This window comes from Flavobacterium sp. FG68, from assembly GCF_057808895.1.
In genome coordinates this window covers 1-24,184 of record NZ_JBMDIY010000017.1, presented here as the reverse complement: position 1 = coordinate 24,184, position 24,184 = coordinate 1, and the positions used below count along the sequence as shown (strand labels likewise).

Annotated in this window: 20 protein-coding genes and 1 pseudogene; 12 read left to right on the top strand and 9 right to left on the bottom strand. The window is 32.7% G+C overall.

The window, feature by feature from the left end; genetic code table 11:
- Positions 1–179: 179 nt before the first annotated feature.
- Together ACODSB_RS12375 and ACODSB_RS12370 are read right to left on the bottom strand one after the other, a co-directional pair.
- Entirely contained in the window at positions 180–836 is a 657-nt protein-coding gene (locus tag ACODSB_RS12375) for a hypothetical protein (protein ID WP_488937278.1), read from the bottom strand.
- A gap of 5 nt (positions 837–841) precedes the next feature.
- Positions 842–1,834: pseudogene (locus ACODSB_RS12370) on the bottom strand (type I restriction-modification enzyme R subunit C-terminal domain-containing protein); the annotation flags it as partial.
- Here ACODSB_RS12370 and ACODSB_RS12365 point away from each other — a divergent pair.
- The 5 genes from ACODSB_RS12365 to ACODSB_RS12345 are packed head-to-tail and all read left to right on the top strand — an operon-like array spanning position 1,745 to position 8,016.
- A complete protein-coding gene (locus ACODSB_RS12365; RefSeq protein WP_488937277.1) occupies positions 1,745–2,188 on the top strand; it encodes an N-6 DNA methylase in 444 nt (147 codons plus the stop codon). The pseudogene ACODSB_RS12370 and the gene ACODSB_RS12365 sit on opposite strands and share 90 nt — an antisense overlap.
- Positions 2,181–4,310 (top strand): restriction endonuclease subunit S, encoded by a 2,130-nt coding sequence (locus ACODSB_RS12360; protein WP_488937276.1) that lies wholly within the window; start codon positions 2,181–2,183, stop codon positions 4,308–4,310. Before ACODSB_RS12365 ends, ACODSB_RS12360 begins: the two co-directional genes overlap by 8 nt.
- A gap of 35 nt (positions 4,311–4,345) precedes the next feature.
- On the top strand, positions 4,346–4,663 hold the full coding sequence (locus tag ACODSB_RS12355) for a hypothetical protein (RefSeq protein ID WP_488937275.1): 318 nt from the start codon (positions 4,346–4,348) through the stop codon (positions 4,661–4,663).
- A complete protein-coding gene (locus ACODSB_RS12350) occupies positions 4,660–6,792 on the top strand; it encodes an McrB family protein (RefSeq protein WP_488937274.1) in 2,133 nt (710 codons plus the stop codon). Before ACODSB_RS12355 ends, ACODSB_RS12350 begins: the two co-directional genes overlap by 4 nt.
- A 9-nt stretch (positions 6,793–6,801) precedes the next feature.
- Entirely contained in the window at positions 6,802–8,016 is a 1,215-nt protein-coding gene (locus tag ACODSB_RS12345; protein WP_488937273.1) for an McrC family protein, read from the top strand.
- Between the two features lie 51 nt (positions 8,017–8,067).
- Here the strand turns inward: ACODSB_RS12345 and ACODSB_RS12340 are convergent, their stop codons facing one another.
- Positions 8,068–9,324 (bottom strand): aspartyl protease family protein, encoded by a 1,257-nt coding sequence (locus ACODSB_RS12340; RefSeq protein WP_488937272.1) that lies wholly within the window; start codon positions 9,322–9,324, stop codon positions 8,068–8,070.
- A 527-nt stretch (positions 9,325–9,851) separates the two neighbouring features.
- On the bottom strand, positions 9,852–12,308 hold the full coding sequence (locus ACODSB_RS12335) for a dermokine domain-containing protein (RefSeq protein ID WP_488937271.1): 2,457 nt from the start codon (positions 12,306–12,308) through the stop codon (positions 9,852–9,854).
- 369 nt (positions 12,309–12,677) lie between these two features.
- Here ACODSB_RS12335 and ACODSB_RS12330 point away from each other — a divergent pair, with 369 nt between their 5' ends.
- Positions 12,678–13,094: an OsmC family protein gene (locus ACODSB_RS12330; protein ID WP_488937270.1), complete on the top strand. Its 417-nt coding sequence runs from the start codon at positions 12,678–12,680 to the stop codon at positions 13,092–13,094.
- A 129-nt stretch (positions 13,095–13,223) separates the two neighbouring features.
- Positions 13,224–13,991: an alpha/beta hydrolase gene (locus ACODSB_RS12325; protein ID WP_180856558.1), complete on the top strand. Its 768-nt coding sequence runs from the start codon at positions 13,224–13,226 to the stop codon at positions 13,989–13,991.
- A 401-nt stretch (positions 13,992–14,392) separates the two neighbouring features.
- On the opposite strand, the gene ACODSB_RS12320 is transcribed toward ACODSB_RS12325, so the two are convergent.
- From ACODSB_RS12320 to ACODSB_RS12300, 5 genes are all read right to left on the bottom strand, one after another.
- Positions 14,393–15,364: a hydrogen peroxide-inducible genes activator gene (locus tag ACODSB_RS12320; protein ID WP_488937269.1), complete on the bottom strand. Its 972-nt coding sequence runs from the start codon at positions 15,362–15,364 to the stop codon at positions 14,393–14,395.
- A 334-nt stretch (positions 15,365–15,698) separates the two neighbouring features.
- Positions 15,699–16,424, bottom strand: coding sequence for a siderophore-interacting protein (locus tag ACODSB_RS12315; RefSeq protein ID WP_488937268.1), 726 nt, complete (start codon positions 16,422–16,424; stop codon positions 15,699–15,701).
- An 81-nt stretch (positions 16,425–16,505) separates the two neighbouring features.
- Positions 16,506–17,354 (bottom strand): helix-turn-helix domain-containing protein, encoded by an 849-nt coding sequence (locus ACODSB_RS12310; RefSeq protein WP_488937267.1) that lies wholly within the window; start codon positions 17,352–17,354, stop codon positions 16,506–16,508.
- A gap of 26 nt (positions 17,355–17,380) precedes the next feature.
- Positions 17,381–17,866 (bottom strand): MarR family winged helix-turn-helix transcriptional regulator, encoded by a 486-nt coding sequence (locus ACODSB_RS12305; protein WP_488937266.1) that lies wholly within the window; start codon positions 17,864–17,866, stop codon positions 17,381–17,383.
- A 2-nt stretch (positions 17,867–17,868) separates the two neighbouring features.
- Positions 17,869–18,360 (bottom strand): GNAT family N-acetyltransferase, encoded by a 492-nt coding sequence (locus tag ACODSB_RS12300; protein ID WP_488937265.1) that lies wholly within the window; start codon positions 18,358–18,360, stop codon positions 17,869–17,871.
- Between the two features lie 226 nt (positions 18,361–18,586).
- Between ACODSB_RS12300 and ACODSB_RS12295 the strand changes: the two genes are divergently transcribed.
- From ACODSB_RS12295 to ACODSB_RS12275, 5 genes are all read left to right on the top strand, one after another.
- The gene (locus ACODSB_RS12295) at positions 18,587–18,931 is read left to right on the top strand and encodes a winged helix-turn-helix transcriptional regulator (protein WP_488937264.1); all 345 of its coding nucleotides are present in this window, start codon (positions 18,587–18,589) and stop codon (positions 18,929–18,931) included.
- Between the two features lie 249 nt (positions 18,932–19,180).
- Complete coding sequence (locus ACODSB_RS12290) at positions 19,181–19,435, top strand: hypothetical protein (protein WP_488937263.1); 255 nt, start codon at positions 19,181–19,183, stop codon at positions 19,433–19,435.
- 684 nt (positions 19,436–20,119) lie between these two features.
- Positions 20,120–20,713 (top strand): phage tail protein, encoded by a 594-nt coding sequence (locus tag ACODSB_RS12285; protein ID WP_488937262.1) that lies wholly within the window; start codon positions 20,120–20,122, stop codon positions 20,711–20,713.
- A 54-nt stretch (positions 20,714–20,767) separates the two neighbouring features.
- Positions 20,768–21,904: an ABC transporter substrate-binding protein gene (locus ACODSB_RS12280; RefSeq protein WP_488937261.1), complete on the top strand. Its 1,137-nt coding sequence runs from the start codon at positions 20,768–20,770 to the stop codon at positions 21,902–21,904.
- A 14-nt stretch (positions 21,905–21,918) separates the two neighbouring features.
- A partial coding sequence (locus ACODSB_RS12275) for a beta strand repeat-containing protein (protein WP_488937260.1) occupies positions 21,919–24,184 on the top strand: 2,266 nt, incomplete at its 3' end.

Below are 24,184 nucleotides of genomic sequence, written 5' to 3'. Positions count from 1 at the left end.
GAAATAAATCTGGAATTGGGGAAGTATAACTATCATCAAGTAATTCTAATTCTTTGTCTTTATCTGAAAATATTTTAAGAAAAAGCATCCAGCCTAACTATTCTATTCTTTGTGCATCACCGTTTAGACCAGTGTCTTGCCACATTATGTTTTGTATGCTTTTTAGTATTGAGGAAATGTTAGACATTATATATTTGGGCTAAAGTTTGAGAAAAAATATTTTCTGTTGTATGATTATGTTCTTTAATTATTATATGACAATCCTGTAGTCTATTATTATCAAGTTGATGTAGCATAAAATCCCGTTCGTCATTTATAAGATTAACTACGGTTTCCGGAGTTACATTAACAGCAATAAAAATTGCTCTAGCATAATTAAATCTTGTTAGGAACTTAAATAGCTTAGTTAAGTCATTTTTTAAATCTCTGTTCGATAGTTCGGGTTGGCTTTTTATTTCAATAACAAAAGCATTAGAATCTTCCGAAGGTATGTGAAATAACAAATCTGGAATATAAGACGCACCCAATCTTTGATAACCAAAATGATTGACTACTTCTTCAACATCCATTTTTTTAATCTCACCTTGTAAGCAATGTCTAGGAAAAAAATCGTCTGTAGTCCTAATTGTATTAATTTCAATTCGCATTTGATGATATAATTCATAAGCAAATCCTCGTTCACTATATCTATAAAAAGTATTACCTCTAAAATGCCCCAAATTCCTTAAATGATATCTAAATTGGTGAAAATTATTACTGGCAGTATAGAAATATTCATTTTCTACAAGATTTAATGATCTAATTACTAGATCAACAAATATGTCGTGATTATTCATTTTTATTATACTTTTCTATATAATTCTGTTTCTAATTCTTTAACTGCTTCTGTATAACTATCTTTTCCTCCAAAAATCCCATTGACAATTTCTAATGTAGAACCAAAATTATCAAAAGGTTTTACACGCAGTACTTCAATACTTTCAATATTTTCTACACCTTCATCTGCATATTTATCTAATAAAGTTTCTAATACTTTACGAGCATTCGCTTCGTACTTTGTAAAATAGTTACGCTTTTTGACATTGTTTGCACGTTCTAGTCTTGTCAACGGTTTTTGATCATAAGCTACATGGCAAATTAAGTCAAATAAATCTACTTCTTTGCCAACAGCATGGTATAAAGCATCAACTAAAATTCCTTGTTCTTGTAATTCTTTGATAATGGCATCTTTACGATTAGCTTGATTCCATGTCAATAAAAAATCATCTAATGAAGTATATTTTCCTTTAATAATTTCTTTTGTATGGTCTTGAAGACTAACAGTAATAGGTTTTCCATTTGAATCGAAATACAATTCACGACTTACTAAAACAGATACATCTATACCGTTTATGTATTGTTTTTCTCTTTTTTTGTATTCTGTATTTGGTTCATTTAAAGTATTTCGAACTTTTGGCTGCTCCAAAATGATTTCTTCACCGCTTATTTCATCAATTATCGGGGAATATTCATTTTCTTCTTCATCAATTATATGAGTTAAATCTACATCATCCGTAATTGGTTTTATTCTTAAAGGATCTCCATCAAAAGTCGGATCAGCAAAATTATCAGTAGCATTTCTAAAATCCAAAATGGTAAAATAAAGTTTATTAAATTCTTCATTAATCCTTGTTCCGCGACCTACTATTTGCTTAAACTTGGTCATTGAATTAATATTAGTATCTAAAACAATTACTTTACAGGTTTGAGCATCGACACCTGTTGTCATCAATTCGGAAGTAGTTGCTATAACAGGGTAAATCTCTTCGGGATTTATAAAATTGTCAAGTTCACGTTAGTAGCTACAAATTTACTGTTTTTTACTAAAGGAACGCCTACCAAAGAAATCTGGTATTATGAACACAGGTTACCTGAAGGACATAAAGCATATAACAAAACTAGACCTATACAGATAAAAGAATTTAATCCAATCAAAACTTGGTGGAATGATCGTAAAGAAAGTGAAATTGCTTGGAAAGTAGATATCAAAACAATTATTGATCGCAATTATGATTTAGCAATAAAAAATCCAGCAAAAAAAGAAGAAGTCATTACTCATACCAGCTCTGAATTATTAGAATTACTACAAATTTCAATTTCTAAAACTAATCAATTATTTATTAAAATCAAAAAGGAAGTAAATGGCTGATTTAACATCATTATATCGAAACAAACTTAAAAGGGATTCGTCAATTCAAACCTTTGTAGATTGTTTAAATAAAATTGCTTTAAAATTTCCTGAAGAATTTAAAAAAGGTCTTTTTACAGATTACTTCGATATTTCTGGAGGAACACAGCCTCCGAAATCTCAATTTATTCATGAACCTAAAAATGGTTATATTCGTTTTTTGCAAATTAGAGATTTTGCTTCCGAAAACACACCTACTTTTATTCCAATAACCAAAAACAATAAAATTTGTCAAAATGATGATATTCTTTTAGGAAGATATGGAGCATCGGTAGGTAAAATACTAACAGGAAAAGCTGGAGCATATAATGTTGCATGTGCAAAAATAATTTTCTTAGAAGAAAACGTAGTAGATAAAGACTTTTTATTTTATTGGTTACATTGCTCCTATTTTCAAAATTTTTTAACATCAATATCAAGGAGTGCACAAGGAGGATTTAATAAGAATGATGTAAGTAGAATTGAATTTAACATTCCATCATTTGAAATGCAAAGAAAGCTAGCGAAATTATTCAAAAACATTGATGAGTATTTGTTAGATGATAAAAAACCAAATTTCAATAATTATAATGGAAATAAAATTGAAATAGAGTTGTTGTTCTTAATCAATAAATTTTTAAGTATAATTACAGAAAAAGAAAATTTACATATAGAACTCATAAATCAGCTTGATTTAGTAAAACAACTACGTCAAACTTTTCTTCTTGAAGCTGTGCAAGGAAAATTGATTAAAAATATCAATACAACAGAAACTGGACAGCGACTTTTAAAAAAAATAAAAGTAGAAAAAACAAAATTAATTGCAGAGAAGAAACTTAAGAAAGAAAAAGAACTACCGCTAATAACTATTGACAAAATTCCATTCAAAATTCCAGAGCATTGGACGTGGTGCAGATTAGCAGAAATTTGTACTAAAATTGGATCTGGCAGTACTCCAAAAGGAAGTAATTATTCTGAGGTTGGAAAGCCTTTTTTTCGTTCTCAAAACATTCATGATGATGGGTTGGTTTATACAGATATCAAATATATTTCCGATACTGTTCAAATGCAAATGAATGGAACTATTGTAATAGCAAATGATATTTTGTTAAATATTACTGGAGGTTCTATGGGACGATCTGCTTTAGTTCCTAATGATTTTGAAGAAGGAAACGTAAGTCAGCACGTTTGCATAATAAGATCTTTACTGATAAATAATACGTTTTTACACAAATTGGTATTATCTCCTTATTTTCAAAAACAAATTTTTAGTTCCACAACAGGCGCAGGCCGTGAAGGACTACCAAAATATAATTTAGAACAATTTATAATCCCTATTCCTCCTCTTCATGAACAAGAGCAAATCGTAAAAAAATTAGAGGAATTAATGGCATTTTGCGATAATTTAGAAAAAAGTATCAAGGAAAGTCAAAATTATAATGATGAACTATTGCAACAGGTTTTAAGAGAGGCTTTACAACCAAAGAAAAATATTAAAAATATTTCTATTACGGATAGAAAAATAGAAAATCCTTTAAAAACAATTCTTGCAGGACATATTATTAATTTAAACAATACAACTGATTTTGGTAGAGTTAAGTTTCAAAAATTATTATTCTTGACAGAATATATTTGTAAAATCGATTTTGATTCTAATTATATTAAAAAAGTTGCAGGACCATATGATGATATTTTGATCAAAAACATTGAAACTGATTTTAATCGTATGAGATTTTTTAATGTAGTCCAAGATAAAACGGATAACAAAAGAGTACGTTATCATGCTTTATCAGGGGCAGATGAATTAGAAAACCTATTTCTAGAAAATTTCCCTGAAGAATCTGTCAAAATAAACAATACGCTTTTAAAATTTAGGCCACTAAGTTGGGGAGAGTGTGAACTTATTGCAACACTTTATGCTGTCTGGAATAATCGAATTATAAAGAATGAACCAATAACGGATAAATTACTTTATGATGATTTTATGGCATGGGATAAGAAAAAAATAAAGTATCAAACTGTTTTTTATAAATGGTTATTCTGGATGAAAAATGAGCACATAATACCTGATGGTTGGGGAAAATATATTGATAAGCCGGAATAAAAATATTGTAAAACACATTAAGAAAAACCAAAATTATGGAACTTGTAACATCTATTCAACTTATAAACGAGGGTGATATTTTAGAATACAAACTAAATAATGAAAATACTATTTACGATCTTACAAATGTGAGTACGCATGTGGGAAATGAAATTTACAAACTTAATAAAACCGAAAAAGGTTTTGCAAACAATAAATTTAAAGTAGAATACTCTGGGAATAAAACTATACTTATTGATAGTATAGAGCATAATATTATTCATTATATATTATTGCAAGAAAAAGAAAATTCAAGATATTTAATTTCTGTTACGTCTTTTAGAGAAATCTTTACTGAAATAAAACAAAAATGATAAATCAAGAATATTATAAATTAAAAGAAGATTTTTTAAAAGAGTGGCCTTTATCACGAATTGAAAAACTTACTCTAGAAGAATATACCAATTTAGATAAAACATCTTTTTGTTACTGGCTTGAGGCTAAAACTAATTTATTAGGAAGTATTTGGGGAGGTTCTGCATATAAATTCGGTATTTACAAACGAAGAAATACTGCTACAATTGTAAGTGGAAACAGTAGAAAAACAGATCAAGGGTATGCTTGGTTTACTAAATACGGTTCAACTGTTGATGAAGCTTTTCATTCTATTAGAACAATTTTAGTCTCAATAATAAAATATGCTCAATCAAATGATCTTGAAAAAATTGAAAATATTGATTTAGGACCTGCTTGCAAATGGAAAATTGCTTTTTTGTACAGTGATTATAATGTTACTAATATTTTTACTTGGGATCCCTTATATGCAGCAGCAGAATATTTAGATTTTAAAGGTGAAGTAAAAAGTTATTCAGTATTAAACAAATACATTATTTCTAAAAAAGAAGCTAATCAAGACTATTTTGACTTAATGCATTTTTTGTGGGGAATTGCTGAGAATCCAAATCCTGACGAAGAATCAAATAATGAAAAAAATCATCATTTTGATTTAAGTTCACTAAATCAAATTTTTTATGGACCTCCAGGAACTGGAAAAACATTTAAAATTAATTCGTTCTTTAACAAGCAAAAGAATAAAAAAACAATTAATATTGATGATTCTATTCTTATAAATAAACATAAAACCTTTTGGCATTTAGCACCTGGAGAAGGTGGTTATCTTTGGGAAGATTTAAAATCAGGAAACAGACTTGGTTATGAATGGTGTCATAATGATATTGGAGATTTAAAAACTCTTAATAGAGATCAAACAAACAACTTTAATATAAAATCTTACTTCTCTTACGTTAGAAAAGGAGATTACTTTTGTATAATTTCTGGTAGAAAATTTTATGCAATAGCTGAAGCACTTCACGATTATGATTATTCAAAAGCGCTTGATGAAGATTATGATTTTCAAACAATTGAAGTAAAATGGATAAAAATATTCGATACTCCTGAATTGCTTTCAGCATCTTATACCCCCACATTTGGCCGATTAAATGGCGGGAAAAGGTGGAATTCTTTAATTGAAGGATTAAAGGCAAACAAAATATTTTTTGACGATCAAGCTTCAAAAGAGAATCTTAATGCTACATTTAATTCGGAAACAAATAGTTTGTTCACTACTTTCCATCAATCATTTTGTTATGAAGATTTTATAGAAGGCATTAAACCCATTCTTGATGAAAATAACGAATTGAGTTATAATATTGAAGACGGGATTTTCAAAATTGCTTGTGATAAAGCTGCGAATTTAGCGGGCTTTGAAGATTTAAATGATGCTTTAAAAAGTTCTAAAGAAATTGTAAAAGCTAAATTCGAAGTTAGTGAACCTTTTTTCCTTTTTATCGATGAAATAAATAGAGGAAACATTTCACAAATATTTGGTGAATTAATTACTTTAATAGAAGAAGATAAAAGATTAGGAAAACACAACGAAACCAGAATTACTTTACCTTATTCTAAAAGCGAAATAGAATTTTGTATACCTCCTAATTTATACATCATTGGAACAATGAACACTGCAGATCGCAGTATTGAAGCATTGGACACTGCTCTAAGAAGACGTTTTTCATTTACAGAAGTTATGCCTGATTCAAAAACTTTAGAAGGCATAATTATTAGCGACATTACATTAGATAATCTCTTAGAGGTTTTAAATGAAAGAATTGAAGTTTTACTAGATAGAGATCATACCATAGGTCATTCTTATTTCATTAAATTGGAAAACGAAGACAAAGAAGGATTGAAAAAAATATTCAAAAACAATATAATTCCATTATTACAGGAATATTTTTATGGAGATTATGAAAAAATCGGTTTAGTCTTAGGCGAAGGATTCTTTGAAAAAACAGATTTTAATAAACAAGTATCGTTTCCTTCTTTCTTTAATATTTCAAAACCAGATAGACATCAGACTTATAAATTAAAAATTATTAATGACGATTTTGATATTATAGGAGCTTTAAAATTACTATTAGATAAAAAAGAAACATCAAATTAGGAAGAGTAAATGAATAGCATTAAAGTTTTTGAACATAGTTTTTTACCTATTGGTGATAAATTTAGGCATTCTCATTTTGTGGCATTGTCAAAACTAAATGCATTACATAATTACAAATATTTCGACTTAAGACACAATGGCATAAAATTCAAACAATTTGTGGGAGTCATTCAAGTAGATGGACTAACAATAGAAATTTTACCTAAAATAGACAATCACAATGGAGACGAAGCAGTATGGCAAAAGGCTTTAATTGAAATGCTCCGAGTAACAAAAAAGCTAAAAATACAAAATGTAGATCAGGCAAATGTGAACCGACAAAACATTCATTTGCTGGATCTTTATTTTGAATGGTTCTTAAATGAAGTTCAAATCTTAATCCATCAAGGATTAATAAAACAGTATTATAAAGAAACAAGTAATGTAAAAGCATTAAAAGGAAAATTAGAATTTGCCAAACACATCAGTAAAAACCTTGTTCATAAAGAGCGTTTTTACACGACCCACCAGATTTATGATAAAGATCATTTAGTCCATCAAATTTTATTTAAAGCTTTAGAAATAATTGAAAAATGCACTAAAGGAAATTATCTATACTCAAAATGTAAAACAGTCCAACTAGATTTTCCTGAAGTAAAAAATATTTCAGTTACCGAAGCAACATTTTCAAAAATCCCTAAAAATAGAAAAACTGCTTCTTATGAAACTGCTTTAGCAATTTCAAAGTTTATAATCTTAAATTTTGCTCCCAACATTTCTAGTGGTTCAGAAAATATGTTGGCGTTACTTTTTGATATGAATTCCTTGTGGGAAGAATATATATTAGCAAGATTAAAGCAATCGGATCTAAAAGTAACTATTCGTGGTCAACAATCTGCTCATTTTTGGGGCGATATTTCAATAAGACCAGATATTGTAATTGAAGATAATACATGTAAATATATCATTGATACAAAATGGAAAAACATTTCCAACAATAAACCTTCAACTCATGATTTACGTCAGATGTATGTTTATAATGAGTATTGGCAATCTACGAAAGCTATGTTGTTATATCCCTCAAATAAAACTGATTTTAAAGGATTTCAAAAGTTTATTGGTGATGATTCAAAACATAAATGTGGTTTGGGAAAAATTTCTATTTTCAAATCAGATGAAAAATGCTTAAATGATAAAATTGGAGACAAAATTATTAATTGGTTTTTAAATGATCTAAGTAATTAAATAAATTCTCTAATATCGAGACATTCGCTTCGGTATGGAAAACTAAAATTTTCAATCCTCCAAACTCAAATAATTCCCATCAAAACTAATCACAACCTTTTCAAATTGTCCCAATACATCTTGACCAATATTTCCAAAATTAACTTCGCCATAAACGCCATAATCCTTTTGGTCAATTTCCATTTTTGGGAGTTGAATTAGTTTTTTTCCAAGATATATTTGCTGGTCTTTTAAAACCAAAACTTCTGTAGAAATCACTTCTGCGCCAGCGCTGGAGGATTTAGACGTTTCTAAAGTACCTATACGGTCAAGATCTGTTTTGAAGGTTTCGTAAAACGCTTTGTTGAAAAGGCTTTCTTTTGCTCCGCTGTCAAAATTAAACGGAAGAGTTTTGCCTTTATACGTAAGCATTACAATCGCTCTGAGTTCGTCTACAAATAAGTTTTTTTCGGTTGTATTGGTCTCTAATTCTTTCGAAAAGGTAAGTTTATCTTTTTCAATCGTAATGGTTCCTAACTCTTTTACTATAGGAAAACCAATAATTCCGTTAATGACATAAGCGCCATCTGCAAATGTAAAAGCCTTATCAGGATATACTAAAAACACCGCATTATGAATTTTCAATTCACCTAAATTAATTTCGGGTGCTACGCCTATACCAACTTTGTTTTTTTGTCCCGTAAAACTCGCCACCGAAATATTATTATCGGGCAGAATTTTAACTCCCATTTTCTTCGCCACACTTTCGGTAATACAGCTAATTCCTGCTCCGGTATCAAAAACAAAACTGGACTGCGTTTCATTTGCTTTAACTTCGGCTGTAATTAAACCTGCTTTGTCTTTTACCGCAGCAACTGAAATTGTCGAAATTTTATCGGTTGTCTGTGCGCGAGTATTGCGTAAAGTCTGCCAGATTCGCTGTGTGTTTAATTCGTCCTGAAGTTCATCTTCGGTATACTGTTTTTGAAATTTAAGGGTTAAAACTTTAGAAGCCGTATAAGCCAAATTGTAATTAAAGAGTTTGATATAATTGTCATTTTTCAGCTTCGCAAATTCGTAAGTATTGGTGAGTTCGTTATTTTTTAAACTGTCTAAATACTGGTTTGACAACTTGGGTTTATTGCAGACATTGGCATATAATCCTTTGTAGAAATAATAGTCTTTGCCTTTTTCCTTATTGTTTAAACTATCCATTTTAGCATACTGATGCTGTTTGCTTAATTGTTTTAAACTAATGTCGGGGTTGGTTTGTCCTAATGCTATTTGCATTGTGAATAAAAGGCAAAGTAAAAGTTTGTTAGAGTTCATTTGTCTGATTTTTTATTAAATATAGGGAATTTGTTTTGTTTGAAGTTTCATGTTTTAGGTTTCAAGTTTTCATAATTTGTCATTTCGACAGAGGAGAAATCTTCGCGAGTAGCTCCGTATAGAATGTTACCAATCTTTGTAGAGTTACTTGCGAAGATTTCTCGTTCCTCGAAATGACAAGATTGCGTTGGGGTTTGGGATTTTAAATAAATGTCGCCAATCTTTGTAGAGTTTCTTGTGGAGATTTGCTTCGCCTGTTCGCTATCGCTCGAGTCTCCTTCGTCGAAATGACAAGATTGCGTTGGGATTTGGGATTTTAAAATTGGAATTTTAAATAAATGTCACCAATCTTTGTAGAGTTTCTAACGAAGATTTCTCGTTCCTCGAAATGACAAGATTATGCTTAAATTCCAGAATCTTGATTTCAAAAATAAATTCCAACTCTCAAATCCTGAATTCCAATACGAGCGATTGGAATTTGGAATTTAAAAATTGGAATTTAAAAAATAATCAACCTTTACTTTTATTTATCTTCTGCCTCTAAAGCCTACGCCGCCTCTAAATCCGCCACCGCTAAAACCACCTTGATGCTGGAAGTTTTGGAAATTTCGGGTTTGAGATTCTCCGCGGTCTCTCGATAATGCTGAGCGATCAAGATCGTTTGTAATATCAGGACGGCCTGCTTCACCAAGCGGTTTATTCGGTTGTCCGAGGGTTTGATCTGCTTTTGGGAAATTGTCACGCTGGGTTCTGTCGCCTAATCGGGTTTCGCCGCCTAAGTTTTGTTCCGGTTTTGGCAGATTATCACGCTGAATCCTCTCTCCTGCTCCGTTTGCTCCCAATCCCTGATTTGGTTTATTACGTTCAACAGCTCCGCCAGATTTGCTTGACGAACCTAAAGTTCCTGCTTGACTCCATCCACCGTTTCCGTTATTATAATGACTCCAGTTTCCGTTAGCATCTTTTTTATAGACATGTCCGTCGTGACCTGCATATACATTATTGTTGGTATGAATAGTCGTTCCTCCGCCTCTGCGATGCGTAATTACACCTTTATTTCCTCCCGAAGTTTCATAACCAATTGCAGTTCCGCGTCGGGTTGTAACGTGTCCTGTCTGCACCCATTGATTGCCATTTGTAGCAGCAGAATGTCCCCATTGCGCATAAGCATTATGTCCCTGATTGGTTCTGGCATAATTTCCCGTCCACGGATTGTATGTACTTGCAGCAGTACGACCGCCATACCAGCCCTGCACACTTGCAGAACGTCCGTATCTTCCCGTTGCGGGATTATACCAGGCCGAAGTTCCTGCAGCACCATAAGGTCCGTAAACACGTCTTCCGACAGCATAACCGCCCGTCCACGGATTGTAAACTGCTCCTGCTCCATACGCATAAGGCCACGGACGGTAAATAGGATATAATCCGCCATAATACACATAAGGCGGATAATACCATCCTGTGCCATACGTTAATATAGCACCTACTGTAGCACCTATAATAAAAGCACCTAAATATCCTGCTGTTGAACTGCTTTCGACAGTTGTATCGGTTGTAGTTTGCGTAACATAGGTTACATTATAAACCGGAGAACTCGGCGGAATGGTATAAATTTCTTTCGGAACAGAATCGGCTGTTTTCCAAGGCCCGTTAGGACTTGTCGACATGAACCAAACGGCCTGAAAACACAAATAATACAAATCGCCTACTTTTATAATCTTTTCCTGCGTATTGCTTGCGTATTGCATTTTTGTACCTTCAATAGGTTTAAACTGAGGCGCTCCGTCGTACGTTACTTTTACTTTGGCTTCGGCATCAGATTTCTTTAAAATCGCAGTTGTGGGAACTTGTGCCAGCATAACGGCATCTTTGGCTTCCTGCGTTCCGGGCACAGATGACAATACATTGGCACGCGGAGAATCTTTAGGGATTTTAGCAAAATCAGCAGGAAGGTTATTTCCGGCATAGATCCACGGTCCGGTTAAGTCTTTCGATTTAAACCATCTTCCGGAGAATAGTACATAATATTGTCCATCGGCTTCATTGGCAAAAATATCATTTTCGGTATTGTCAATGTACATTAATTTAGTTCCCGGAATTTTGATAAATTTTGGATTACCGTATACGGCAATTAATTCAGCTGGTTTATTGCTGTAGAAAACTTCAGGAGCCGTTCCCGTTGAAGGAGGCGGAATCATCTTTTTAACATCATCAAAATTTTGTCCCGAAGGCAGGTTAATTAACCCCGAAGGCAATTTTCCTGTTTTAATCCATTTACCGTCTATTTTTTTGGAAGTCAGCCAGACATTCTCAGCCAACAGATAATAATCTTTAGAAGTTTTATCAAAAAATAAATCCCAGTTTGTATTGACTACATATTGAATATCTGTTTTTTCTACGGGCACTAAAACCGGTTCTCCCTGCACGATTAATAAAATCGCAGGATTGGTACTGTAAAAAATCGCAGGAGGATCGTTCTTAGCCGTAATTCCTTTTGCAGGGCTTTTGGTCTGGCTTAAATCTGCCAGAATACGATCTACTGAAATAGGATCTCCGCTTACGGGCAGTGTTTCTTTAAAGAGTTTTTCCATTTCGGGAACTTTCTTTTTGTCGAGAGCAGGAAATCGTACATCAGTTACCTGAAGGTTTTTAATAAAAGCGCTTCGGTTATCTTTATCTACTAAAGTTTCTGCTTTTAAAGAAGCTACACCTATAACTTGTTTGCCGTCTTTTGGTGTTAACGAAAAAGCAAGTCGGGCTGTGATTTCTTTATAATCTTTCCAGTCATCTACCTGCGGTTGATAATAAACGAGTTTTGTGCCGTTATTTTCGGCTTCTCGCGGCCAGCCGTTATCGGCAAATGCAGCATCGGCAGTATCAGACTTTACCGTTTCGGGATTTGTTTGATCTCTATCTTTATCTTTTTTGCAGGAGAACAAAACTGTACTCAAACAAACTACAATTATTAGAAAAGCTTTTTTCATAAATTTAAAAGTTAGATTATTCATTAAAAATTTATTCTCTGGGGTATTCCTGTAAAATTGTTTTGAATAAAATTAAATCCATACAACATATAAAACTATTATTCAGCTATTTAGTTGGTTTCAAATTCTAACTTGAAACCAAAAAAGAGATAAATAATCATCCTTTCTCCTTAGATTTAAAATTTATCTGAAAAAAAATTATAAACTAAAGTTTTGATCCAGCCCAGTAAAATCTATCATTATAAATTATTTTTATAAGTGTTAAAAATTATTAATTTGATTAATAAGCATTGTCACCATAAATTTGTCTCATCAAAATCAAACAAATGATTTGATCATCTTAAAAAATAACTTTAAAAAATAGAAATCATGAAATTTACAAGAAGAGCAAACGCAAACTGGAAAGGTACAGGAATGGAAGGAAAAGGTACTATTAGTACTCAAAGTACAACTTTAGATAATGCACAATTATCTTTTAAAACTCGTTTCGAACAAGGTGTTGGAACAAACCCTGAAGAATTAATTGCAGCGGCACATTCAGGATGTTTCACCATGCAGTTAAGCTTTTTATTATCTGAGGCTGGTTTTGTTCCAGAAGATTTAGATACAACTGCTAAAGTAACTTTTGAAGACGGTACAATTACTTTAATCCAATTAGAGTTAATTGGAAAAGTTCCTGGAATCTCTGCAGAAGATTTTCAACAAGCAGCTCAAAAAGCAAAAGAAATTTGTCCAATTTCGAAACTTCTTAACACAGAGATCACATTATCTGTAACATTGAACTAATTAAATATCAATAACTTTAAATAAATTCCAATATTAAAATTCCAAATTCCAATAATGATTCGAAACTTGGAATTTGGGATTTCAAAAAATTGGAATTTCAAACAAAATCAACAATCTAAAATTTTAAACATGAAAACAATTAAAAGCTTTTTAGCATTCGCAGCAATAATCTTTAGTTTAGTATTTACATCAGCAAATGTAAACGCACAAGCTGCTCCACAAATTAAAAATGTAGTATTAGTTCACGGTGCTTTCGCAGATGGTTCCGGATGGAAAGGTTTGTACCAGATTTTAACCAAAAAAGGATATAATGTAACTATTGTTCAAAATCCGTTAAGCTCTTTAGAAGATGATGTTAAAGCAACAAATTTAGCTCTTGACAAACAAGACGGACCAACAATTTTAGTGGGACATTCTTGGGGTGGAACTGTAATTACAGAAGCCGGAAATCACCCAAAAGTTGCGGCTTTAGTTTATGTTGCCGCTTTACAGCCTGATAACGGAGAAAACTCTATTCAATGGTTACAAACTGCGCCTCCTGCTCCAGAAAATGGTGTATTGCCTCCAGATGATAAAGGAATTGCTTATTATGATAAAGCTAAATTTCACGCTGGTTTTGCAGGTGATTTAAGTAAAGAAGATGCTGAATTTATGTTTGCTTCGCAAGGTGCTTTTCACGCTCAGGGTTTTGGAACTCCAATTACTAAAGCAGCATGGAGAACTAAACCTTCTTACGGAATCGTAGCAACTGAAGATAAAAGTATCAATCCTGATATCGAACGTGCCATGTACAAACGTTCTAACACAAAAATTACAGAGATAAAAGGAAGCCATGTGGTTTTTATTTCTCAACCGGCAAAAGTTGCTGATGTGATTATTGCAGCTTCGAAAAAATAAATTCCAATTTTTTTAAATTCCAAAAATGGAGTAAAATTCCAAAATTTAAATTCCAAATTCCAAAAAAAAATGGGAATTGAAATTTCAAAATATTCATAATCTTGTCATTTCGACGTAAGGAGAAATCTCCGCGAGTAGCTCTACAAAGATTGGCGACATTCTATACGGAGTTTCTTGTGGAGATTTCTCCTTTCGTCGAAATGACATTTCTTTGTCTAGAATAATAACAGGTTTTATAAAGATTGGCGACAATCTGTGTAGAGTTTCTTGTGTGATTCGTCGTTCCTCGGAATGACAAAAACAGAAAAATTCCAAATTCCAAGCCTTAACAAATTTGGAATTTGGAATTTTTATATTGGAATTTTCCTTGGAATTTGGAATTTTTTTATTGGAATTTCCTTTTAAGAAACTTTACTAATCGCTTTTACAAAATACGGTGAATCGTTCCAGCGGATTTTTTTGTATGCGAAATCTTTTTTGAGTGCATCGGGAAGGCAGTTCCAAACGGCTTCATTCATTTTTTCTAATAATAATTTCTTCGAAAAAGAATCTGAAACTACTAAACTGATTTCCCTTACCGGAATGGGTTCTTTGAAAGGTTTAAAAAGCTGCGATTGTGCTTCGTTTAAAATAGAAAGCTGCGGAATAATCGCAAATCCTAAATGTGCGCGAACGAGATTTTTTAAGGTTTCTATTGAATTGATATCGTAGGTAAACTGCTCCTTAATTTTATCTGATGATTTTAATCCGCAGATATCCAGAAGCTGTGCGTTGTAACAATATTCATGATGCAGCAGCAACAGTTCGGTTTTGTCACCGGGCTGAAGTTCGTAAAAATCTTCTTTTGCCATTGGATGCGATTCATTCAAATAAGCTACAAAAGGTTCTTTAAAAATAACATGTTCAATTAAATTGGGATTTCCCGTGGGTGTCGCCATAATAGCTACATCAATCGCACCAATTTCTAAATCTCTCATTAAATGTCCGGTATAACCTTCTTTAATAATAAAATGCACTTTTGGTGCCGCTTCTTTCATTGCATTAATAAACAACGGAATGAGATAAGGTGACAAAGTTGAAATTATTCCAAGCTTTAATTCTCCTTCTAAAAGATTTTTTTCATTCACCACAAAATCACGGATTTCATCGGCTTCGCGAAGAATTTTTCTGGCTTTGTTGATTATTTCAGTTCCGAGGATTGTTGGCGTTAATGGCACTTTATTTCGGTCAAAAATCTTGATTCCAATTTCTTCTTCGAGATTTTTTAACTGAATCGTTAATCCGGGCTGTGTTACCATGCAGACTTCGGCCGCTCTTGCAAAATGGCGTTCGTCATCTAAAGCAACAATATATTTTAACTGCTGAATGGTCATTTGTGGAGTTTCTAAGATACTGAGATGCTAAGGTACTAAGATTTTTTTCTTTTTTTGTTCGGGAATAAACTTTGTCAAAGTTTTGAACTTTGACAAAGTTATTACGCGTGAAAAATATTTGTAAAACTTTAACAATACTTTCAAAACCAAAAATATAGAATTTATCGTACATATATGAAATGGTGTTAGAGAATGGGCGTAAATTCAAATGGTATTTGTTTTTGGAGCATATTGGGTTTATCATTCTTATAATATCGTTGATGTTCCACTTAATATTTTAACCAAGAAAGCGATCCCAATAAGATCGCTTTTTTCTTATTGTTACTTCAGGGAATTAAAGTCCAACTTTTCCTTCTGCCCAATATGGCTGTGTGTGAATGTTTTTGTTTGAAACGCCTTTTTCTCTTAATACTTTTCGAAATGCCTGAATGGACTTGGCATTTCCCATTAAATAGAAATATCCATTTTTCCATAAGTTCCAGATTTCGGGATCAAGATTTTGGAGTGATTTTATTGCCGATTCTGCTTTGCGGATTGATTTTGGAACGATATCTACATTTAGCCCTAGCTTTTTAGGAATTTCAACTGAAAGTTCATCCAGTTCTAAAATACCTAAATAATTGTTTTCACTTCGGTTAATTTCATCTTTCATACTTTTAAAAACACTAATACAAGTTTCGTCTCCAAAAAAGAAATGGTATTGCGCTTCTTTATTAAAAATCTTAAAACCTCTTGGCAGGCCAACGCTAATTTGATCATTAGGTTTTAAATTATTTATAAATGCGCTTCCGGGGCCGTTATTGTGAATATGAAAGATGACTTCAAATGTTCCGTTTTCGCTGTTCCATTTGCTTGGGGTATAATTGCGGTAATTGGTATCGTTAATCCGAATTACTATGGCTTGTCCGAGCTTGAATTTAACATGTGGAAAAGTACCTTTAAAATTGATTATTTTTATATTCGGGCTTGGTGTTTCTATAGTGATCACGCTTACTTTGGAAATTTTACCGGCGAAGGCCATTTCCATAAAGTCGCCAATAATTTTAGGCATTGAACTCATAATTTTCAGGTTTTAAAATTCAATTCAAAATTGAACATAAAGCACTAAAAAGGCATTGAATAATAAATGGCAATGATTGGACTATTCACGGAATTTTTTGCGAAAGGCAAGCGGGGTTTCTTTGGTTATTTTTTTAAATAATCGCGAAAAGTAAGTATGATCTTCAAATCCGAGTGCAAAAGCAATTTCTTTTACTTCACTATCAGTATAATAAAGAAGTCTCTGGGCTTCGGTAATCATAGCATTTTGCAGCCAATAGGTCACCGATTTTCCAGAAGAAGCATTGACACAGTCATTGAGATGGGAAGTTGTGATATTTAATTTCTTTGCAAAATATGACGGACTTTTGAGAAAGGTACGATCTGAAATAAGCTTTTTAAAATCAGCATAAATCACCGCCGACTGATTTTTTATTTCTTTTACAGGATTTTGTGAGCCTGAATAGATATTGGCAAAATGATAGATCAGCGCATTAAAAAGTCCATTAATAATTTGCGGCTTGTTCTTGTTTTTACTTTTAAACGAACGATGTAATAAATCGATGGTATCCAAAAGTTCTTCTTTATATTCCGTATTAATTGTATTTAACTGTTCGGAAGTTTTTAAATTCTGGAAAATCTCGATACAATTATTCGGAATAAGAAATGGAGCCACACCAATATAGTATCCTGCTGCGTCTATCGAACCATCCTGTCCGTGATGAATTTGAAGCGGTTTGATCATCAGTACATTAATGGCTTTTATTTCGATATTGATCATGTCACATTTTAGAATGGCATGTCCTTTTGTGAGCACAAAAAATATAAAAAAATCATCACGGTGCGCTTCTAATTTAGCATCGAAATTGGCCAGATCGTCTGCAGAATGATAGGCAATAAAAATACCGCCAACAGCTTCGGGACTCTGATTGTATATGGGTATTTTTTTCAATGGTTATGATATTTCGAATATGAGAATTACTGTTTTTCTACGCTTTTTAATTGTAAAGCTCTTTGTAAAAAACTCTGATGAACAATTTTATTTTCGGCTTCATTAATGGCCTGAAGCAGGTTATTTTGATTATCGGCAATATCAGTTAAGGCTTTTTTCATAACATCCCAAACAGGTTTCATCTGCTCGATTAGTTCCTGGCCTTTTGCTGTAAGCTGAAGGAGTCTTTTACGCTCGTCGATTTTATCTTTTTTAGAACGAATCAGTTTTTGTTTTTCCAGTTCCTTTAATAAGCTTATGGTTGATGGATGCGTGTAACCTATTTCGTTGGCAATTTCTACTACGCTTAAAACTTCTTTATGATATAAAGTATAAATTACGGGAAACCATTTAGGTTCAAAATCGATTCCGTATGACTTGTAAAACAAGGCGCCGTCTTTTCGCAATTGTTCGCTCAGTCGCTGCAATCGTGTAGAAAGGGCCAATATTCCTGATTCGTCTATAATGTTCATCTTTATTTCTTTAGAGTTAAATGACAAAATACATTGTCTGGTGCCATTAAAGGAAATTCTTTTGGAAGTTTATCTTTCTCTATTCGCACGAAATCATTCTTTTCATAAAAACGCAATGCAGCTTCTAATATAGAAACGGTTCCCAAATATAAATCATTGATTCCATTTTCTTTGCAATAACTTATTAGTGTCTCTAATAATTTTTGGGCAATTGAAAATTCTTTTCCGCGATATTCTTTCTTTACAAACATCTTTCGAATTGCGGCTTCAGTATCAGAAAATTTTACCAAAGCGATCGTTCCAACTAGTTCTTCCTTTATAAATGCGCCCCAAAAACCTCCTCCGCTGGCATAATAAAAATCATCAATAGTAAGCAGGTCTGGCTGGTCTTCGATAGTGATGGGAACATTAAATTCTTTTTGTTGAATGTTTAATATTAAATCGACAATAACATTTGAATATTGGTTTTCTATAGGTCTAATTTTTGGCTCCATAATATTTTATTTTTTTACATCACAAAACTACGTAGTTAAATACATAAATAAAAACATTTATTTAATTTTATGATTTATTTTATACTTTTGTTTGGTTAATGCCACGAAGGCACTAAGACGCAAAGTTTTTTTATGCCACAGATTAAAGGATTAAAATGATCTTTTGAGATTAATACGAAAATAAAAAACTTAAAATTTCTTATATAACTTATATGGTTTAAAATATATGGCAAGAAATCAAAAAGAAGAAGTTCAGGCTCTTCAGGATACTATATATGTTTTAGGTGGAAAATGGAAACTGCCTATTATAAATTCTATCTGTAACGGAAATAATAGATTTAAGGATATTAAGGAAAGTATTCCTGGAATTACTTCGCGAATGTTATCGAAGGAATTAAGGGATATGGAACTGAATAATTTGGTAAAAAGAACCGAAGATCGTGATGCAGAAGTTCCTATCCTTTATGAATCAACTTCTTATTGCCAATCTTTCGGGCCTATAATTTTGGAAATGATTAAATGGGGAATTTCACATCGAAATCATATTAAGAATAGAGAACAAAAAGTTTAGAATATTTCTTATAGTATTAGAAATTCCAGATAATAATTGGTCATTTAAGTTTTTTCTTAAGAAAAAAAAAGTTTTTTTTACTCTACATATATCTTAACTAAAAGATATTCAAAAAGTTAAACCATCTTCAAATAAAATATTTTAAAACTCTCGAAAATTATTAAAACTGAATTATCGATTTAATCGTAAGTACGAAGGATTAGATATTTAGTTGGTGATTATTTTCTATTAATTTTAAAAGATTGAAACGTGGATAAATTGAGCATTCAAAAATTAAAAAAGACTTTATCATATCTGGAGAGCAAACATCGTGAACTAAAAAGACAAAACAATAACGATACCCGAAGTATTGAATCGATGATAAAGTATCTTAAAAAAGATATGCTGGAACAGTTTAATTTAACCGATTATGATATCTATATTAAGGAGGAAACTAAAAATACTGAAATTTTTATTCGCAGTGTCAAAACTATAATAGATGAACTTTCGTCTTGTGAAGTTTAAAAATTAGCAAATCCCATACTGAAGTTATTCTTCAAATCTCTAAACTGCATCAATATCCATTTTTAAGGATATTCTTTAAATAAACTGTCAGGAACATTTTTCGAAAGCCTTAATAAATAAGATAACGAAGATATAGTTCCTGACAGTTTGCTTTTATTTATACTCTGAATCAGTATATTATACAATAATATTTTTTATTTGCCTCGAAAAAATCTGACAAATATTTAATTTTTATTTGTAAGCTTTTATTTATCTTTATTTTATTCTTTATTAACGAAGAAACTTACAAACTAAAAACTGCAAATGAAATCGTTTGTGTTTTTAACTTTATTTATACAAAAAAGCCTTATAAAATAAACCTTACACGCCTTTATTAAAATGCCATTTCATGACAAGAAAAACCTGTTCTATGACATATTTTTCCTTGTTAACCTATTTGAAATTTAATTTTAATCCTGAATTAAAACCATAAAAGTTTAGTGATTCAATTTAAAAATGTAGGAACTATTTTTTTAGCAAAATACTTTCTACTTTAAAAATCAGGTATAAACACCTGTTTTAAAAATAGTTACATTCAAGTAACTTAGCATTGTAATAAAAAACTGTCAGAGTATTTTTTTAACCAAATCTGGCAAATTATAAATAAATCAAAATAACTAATACTAACTATTAATCAGAAAAATTATGAATGACATTTTTTTAGGATCAATTATGGCTTTTGGATTTACTTTTAATCCTAGGGGCTGGCAAACTTGCAGCGGTCAATTAATTTCAATTGCTCAAAATACTGCCCTATTTTCATTACTTGGTACTACTTACGGCGGAAATGGACAAACTACTTTTGCTTTGCCAGATTTAAGAGGACGCAGCATGGTTGGTGTTGGTAACGGACCTGGCTTAACTCCTATTGTTTATGGACAAGTTGGTGGAACTGAAAACACTACACTAACTATAAACAATATGCCACAGCACAATCACCAGCTTATTCCTGGAACTGGTGCTGGTCAGGTAAATTTAGCTTATACTGCAAATGCTTTTACTGGCGGGACAAATTCTAATGAAACTGACGGCGGTAACAACTTCTTGGCAGCTGCCGGAGCTACACCAGCTATTTATAGTGAGCCAACTGCAAACACTACCAAAATTGGAGGTATAACTGCAAGTATATCTGGTTCTACAACTATTGCAGGAGGCTCTCAGGCATTTAGTATTAGAGATCCATATTTGGGTATTAATCTTTGTATTGCTATGGAAGGAATTTTCCCTTCTCGTAACTAATATCAAATTATAAAACAGAGGTATTCCTGCCTCTGTTTTTTTTAATCTAATTTTATGGGTAACGACATCAAAATAGGAATTTTAATTCCGAAGTCACAACAGTATTCCGGGCTGGATAAAGATTTTATGCGAGGTTTAAAACTTAACAATCTCAAAACAAAATTTTTTGTCGAAAGTATAGGTATTGGTGCAGACGATAAAATAATAATTGAGAAAATTCAGAAATTAAATTTTCAGGAAGATGTATCTATTATTATAGGTTTTTTTGGTCATTACAATGTAGCCGAAGTTTATAAATATGCTTCAAACAATGATATTTTATTAATCGCAGCAGATTTAGGAGCAACATTACCTTATGAAACTGTAACTCCAAAAGGGGTTTACATTAATTCATTTGGATTAACTGAATCCTGCTATCATTTAGGAAATTATTTAACAACAAGCAAAAAGTATAGAAAAATTGCCACTTCGACTTCGTTCTATGATTCTGGTTATGGTATGCTGAGCGCGATTGAATATGCATTTAAGGAAGATAGTAATTTTTCAGGACATTACATTACTCCTTTTGTGCCAAGAGAAGATGAAGCCATATATATGGATCAGACTATTAATAATCAGGAACCTGATGCCGTTTTTGCATTTTACAGCGGTATATATGCCGAAGAAAATGCTGGTTTTGTAAGTAAAAATAAGATTACACAAAAATATCCTTTTTATGTAACTCCTTTTTTTATCAATGATAAAATATTAGAACACTATAAAACCAATCCACACAATCTTTATGTAGTAAGTTCATGGATGCAAAATGATACTGAAGCATTAGATTTCACCTCCGAATATCTAAATACTTATTCTGAAAGTCCATCAGTGTTTTCAATTTTAGGATATGAAAACGGACTGATATTAAAGAACATTCTTCTAAATGCAAAAGACTTTAGTTTGAATTCTTTAATTGAAGAGATAAACAAATTAAATATTGTTGGTCCCAGAGGAGCTATTCGCTTTGACAAGGAAACAAACAGAACAATATTTAATCATTACATCTACGAATTAAATTTAGATTCCCTTAATAATATAAGCTTTAGGAAAATTGAGACATTGATAAATGACGGAAATTTTATTAAGGCTTTCACTTCATTTACAAAGCCTGACAAACAAGGCGGTTGGCAGAATGCTTATTTATGTCATTAACTAAAACATATGTTATGAAAAAAAAATTACTCTTATTTATTATGCTCTTATGTACCTTTTTGGTGCAGCAAAAAGCAAGTGCCCAACTGGCACCGGGAGATATAGCCTTTATTGGCTATAATACCTCTCCTCTGGATGGTTTTTCTTTTATTGTTTTAAAAGATATACCAGCCGGAACAGTTATTTATTTTAGTGAACGTGGATGGAATGGTACAACGTGGAATGTTGGAAGTGCAGAAGCACATCTTCAATGGACAGTACCTTCTTTGACTACAGTAGGAACTATTGTTTCGGTAATGGAAACATCTGCCGACACTTTCACAGTAACGGGTACAACTGGTATTGGTTTTGCTCCTGGTTTTTCAGGATTTAATCTTAGTGGTGGTGATCAGATTTTAGCTTATCAGTCATCAGCCGGTGCCCAACCTGTTTCACCAAATGCTCCGACTTTTATTGCGGGTATTAATGGTGATTATAATTCAGGTGATTATGACCCAACAACAAAATGGAATCTGGCCGGTACAACTGGCGGAAATTCAAGTGCATTACCATCAGGATTAGTTAATGGTTCAACTTGTATTTCTTTATTTCCTCCACCATCACCTCAGGAATATCCGAATGCCAAATATAAAAGTACTGGTACTTTAACAGGGAATGTTACTACTTTATTAAGCCTTATCAATAATCCGGCAAACTGGGATATAGATACAAATACAACCAGTCCTACTAATTTTCCTATAACTGCAGCCAATTATCAGACTCCAAATATTTCTACAACTCCACCGGTGTTTAGTTTACAGCCAACCAGCAAAACTATTTGCCCTGCTGCTAATACTTCATTTTCAGTTGCTGCAACTAATGCTACTAGCCTACAATGGCAGGTTGATGATGGAAGCGGTTTTACTAACATTTCGAATGGTGGTGTTTACTCAATCGTAACTTCTATAGGTACCAGCAGTACTTCTACACTAACGATAACAGGTGCTACATCTGCAATGAATGCTTACATTTATCGTTGTGTTGCTGGAGGAGCTTCTTCTGTAAATTCGAATTCTGCAACATTAACCGTTCCAACGGCACTTGGCAGTTCAATTTCATCACAAAGTAATGCGAGTACATACGGTGCTAATAATGGTTCGGCTACGATTAGTGTTACGGGCGGAACTACTCCTTATTTCTATTCATGGTCTCCATCTGGAGGAACAGCGGCTACTGCTTCTGGTCTTACTGCTGGTACTTATACCGTAACGATTACGGACAGCACTCCAAATGGCCTTGGCGGTTGTAATAAAACCCAAACTGTAACTATTACTGAACCTGCGGGTTCTATTGTATCAACGACCTCTTTGAGTGCGTTTTCAAGCTGTGGTGGTGCTTCAACAGCACAAAGTTTTACAATAAGTGGTGGTGGTTTAACCTCATCATTGGATGTATTAGCCACTACTGGTTTTGAAATTTCTACATCAGTAGCTGGTATTTACACTAACAATATTTCTTTTCCTAACGTAGGCGGTGTTGTAACAACTAAAACCATATATGCTCGTTTAGCGGCATCAGCTACAGGAACGCCATCTGGTAATATTACTGTTTCTTCTACCGGTATAACAACTAAAAATGTTGCGGTTACAGGAAGTATGAATACTATAGCTTTTACAGCTCAGCCATCTGCAAGTACAATTTGTGCAGGAGCTAATACAACTTTCACAGCTACAGCTTCAAATGCTACAGGATATCAATGGCAAGTAGATCAGGGTGCTGGTTTTGGTAATGTTCCAGCTTCTGCACCATATTCTGGTACAACTACTGCAACATTAACTATAACTGGCGCAACTGCAGCATTAAATGGATATATCTACAGGGTTGTAGCTTCAGGAACATGTCCATCTGCTACTTCAAACAACGCGGCCTTGACTATTAATACGGCTCCGGCTATTACAGCACAGCCATCTGCAAGTACAATTTGTGCAGGGGCTAATACAACTTTCACAGCTACAGCTTCAAGTGCTACAGGGTACCAATGGCAGGTAGATCAGGGTTCTGGTTTTGGTAATGTTCCAGCTAGTGCACCATATTCTGGTACAACTAGTGCAACATTAACTATCACTGGTGCAACTGCCGGATTAAGCGGATATTTATATAGAGTTATAGCAACTGGTTCTTGTACACCTGCTGCAACTTCAAATAGTGCAGCATTGACTGTTAACATGGCTCCGGCTATTACTGCTCAGCCATCTGCAAGTACAATTTGTGCTGGTGCTAATACAACTTTCTCAGCTACTG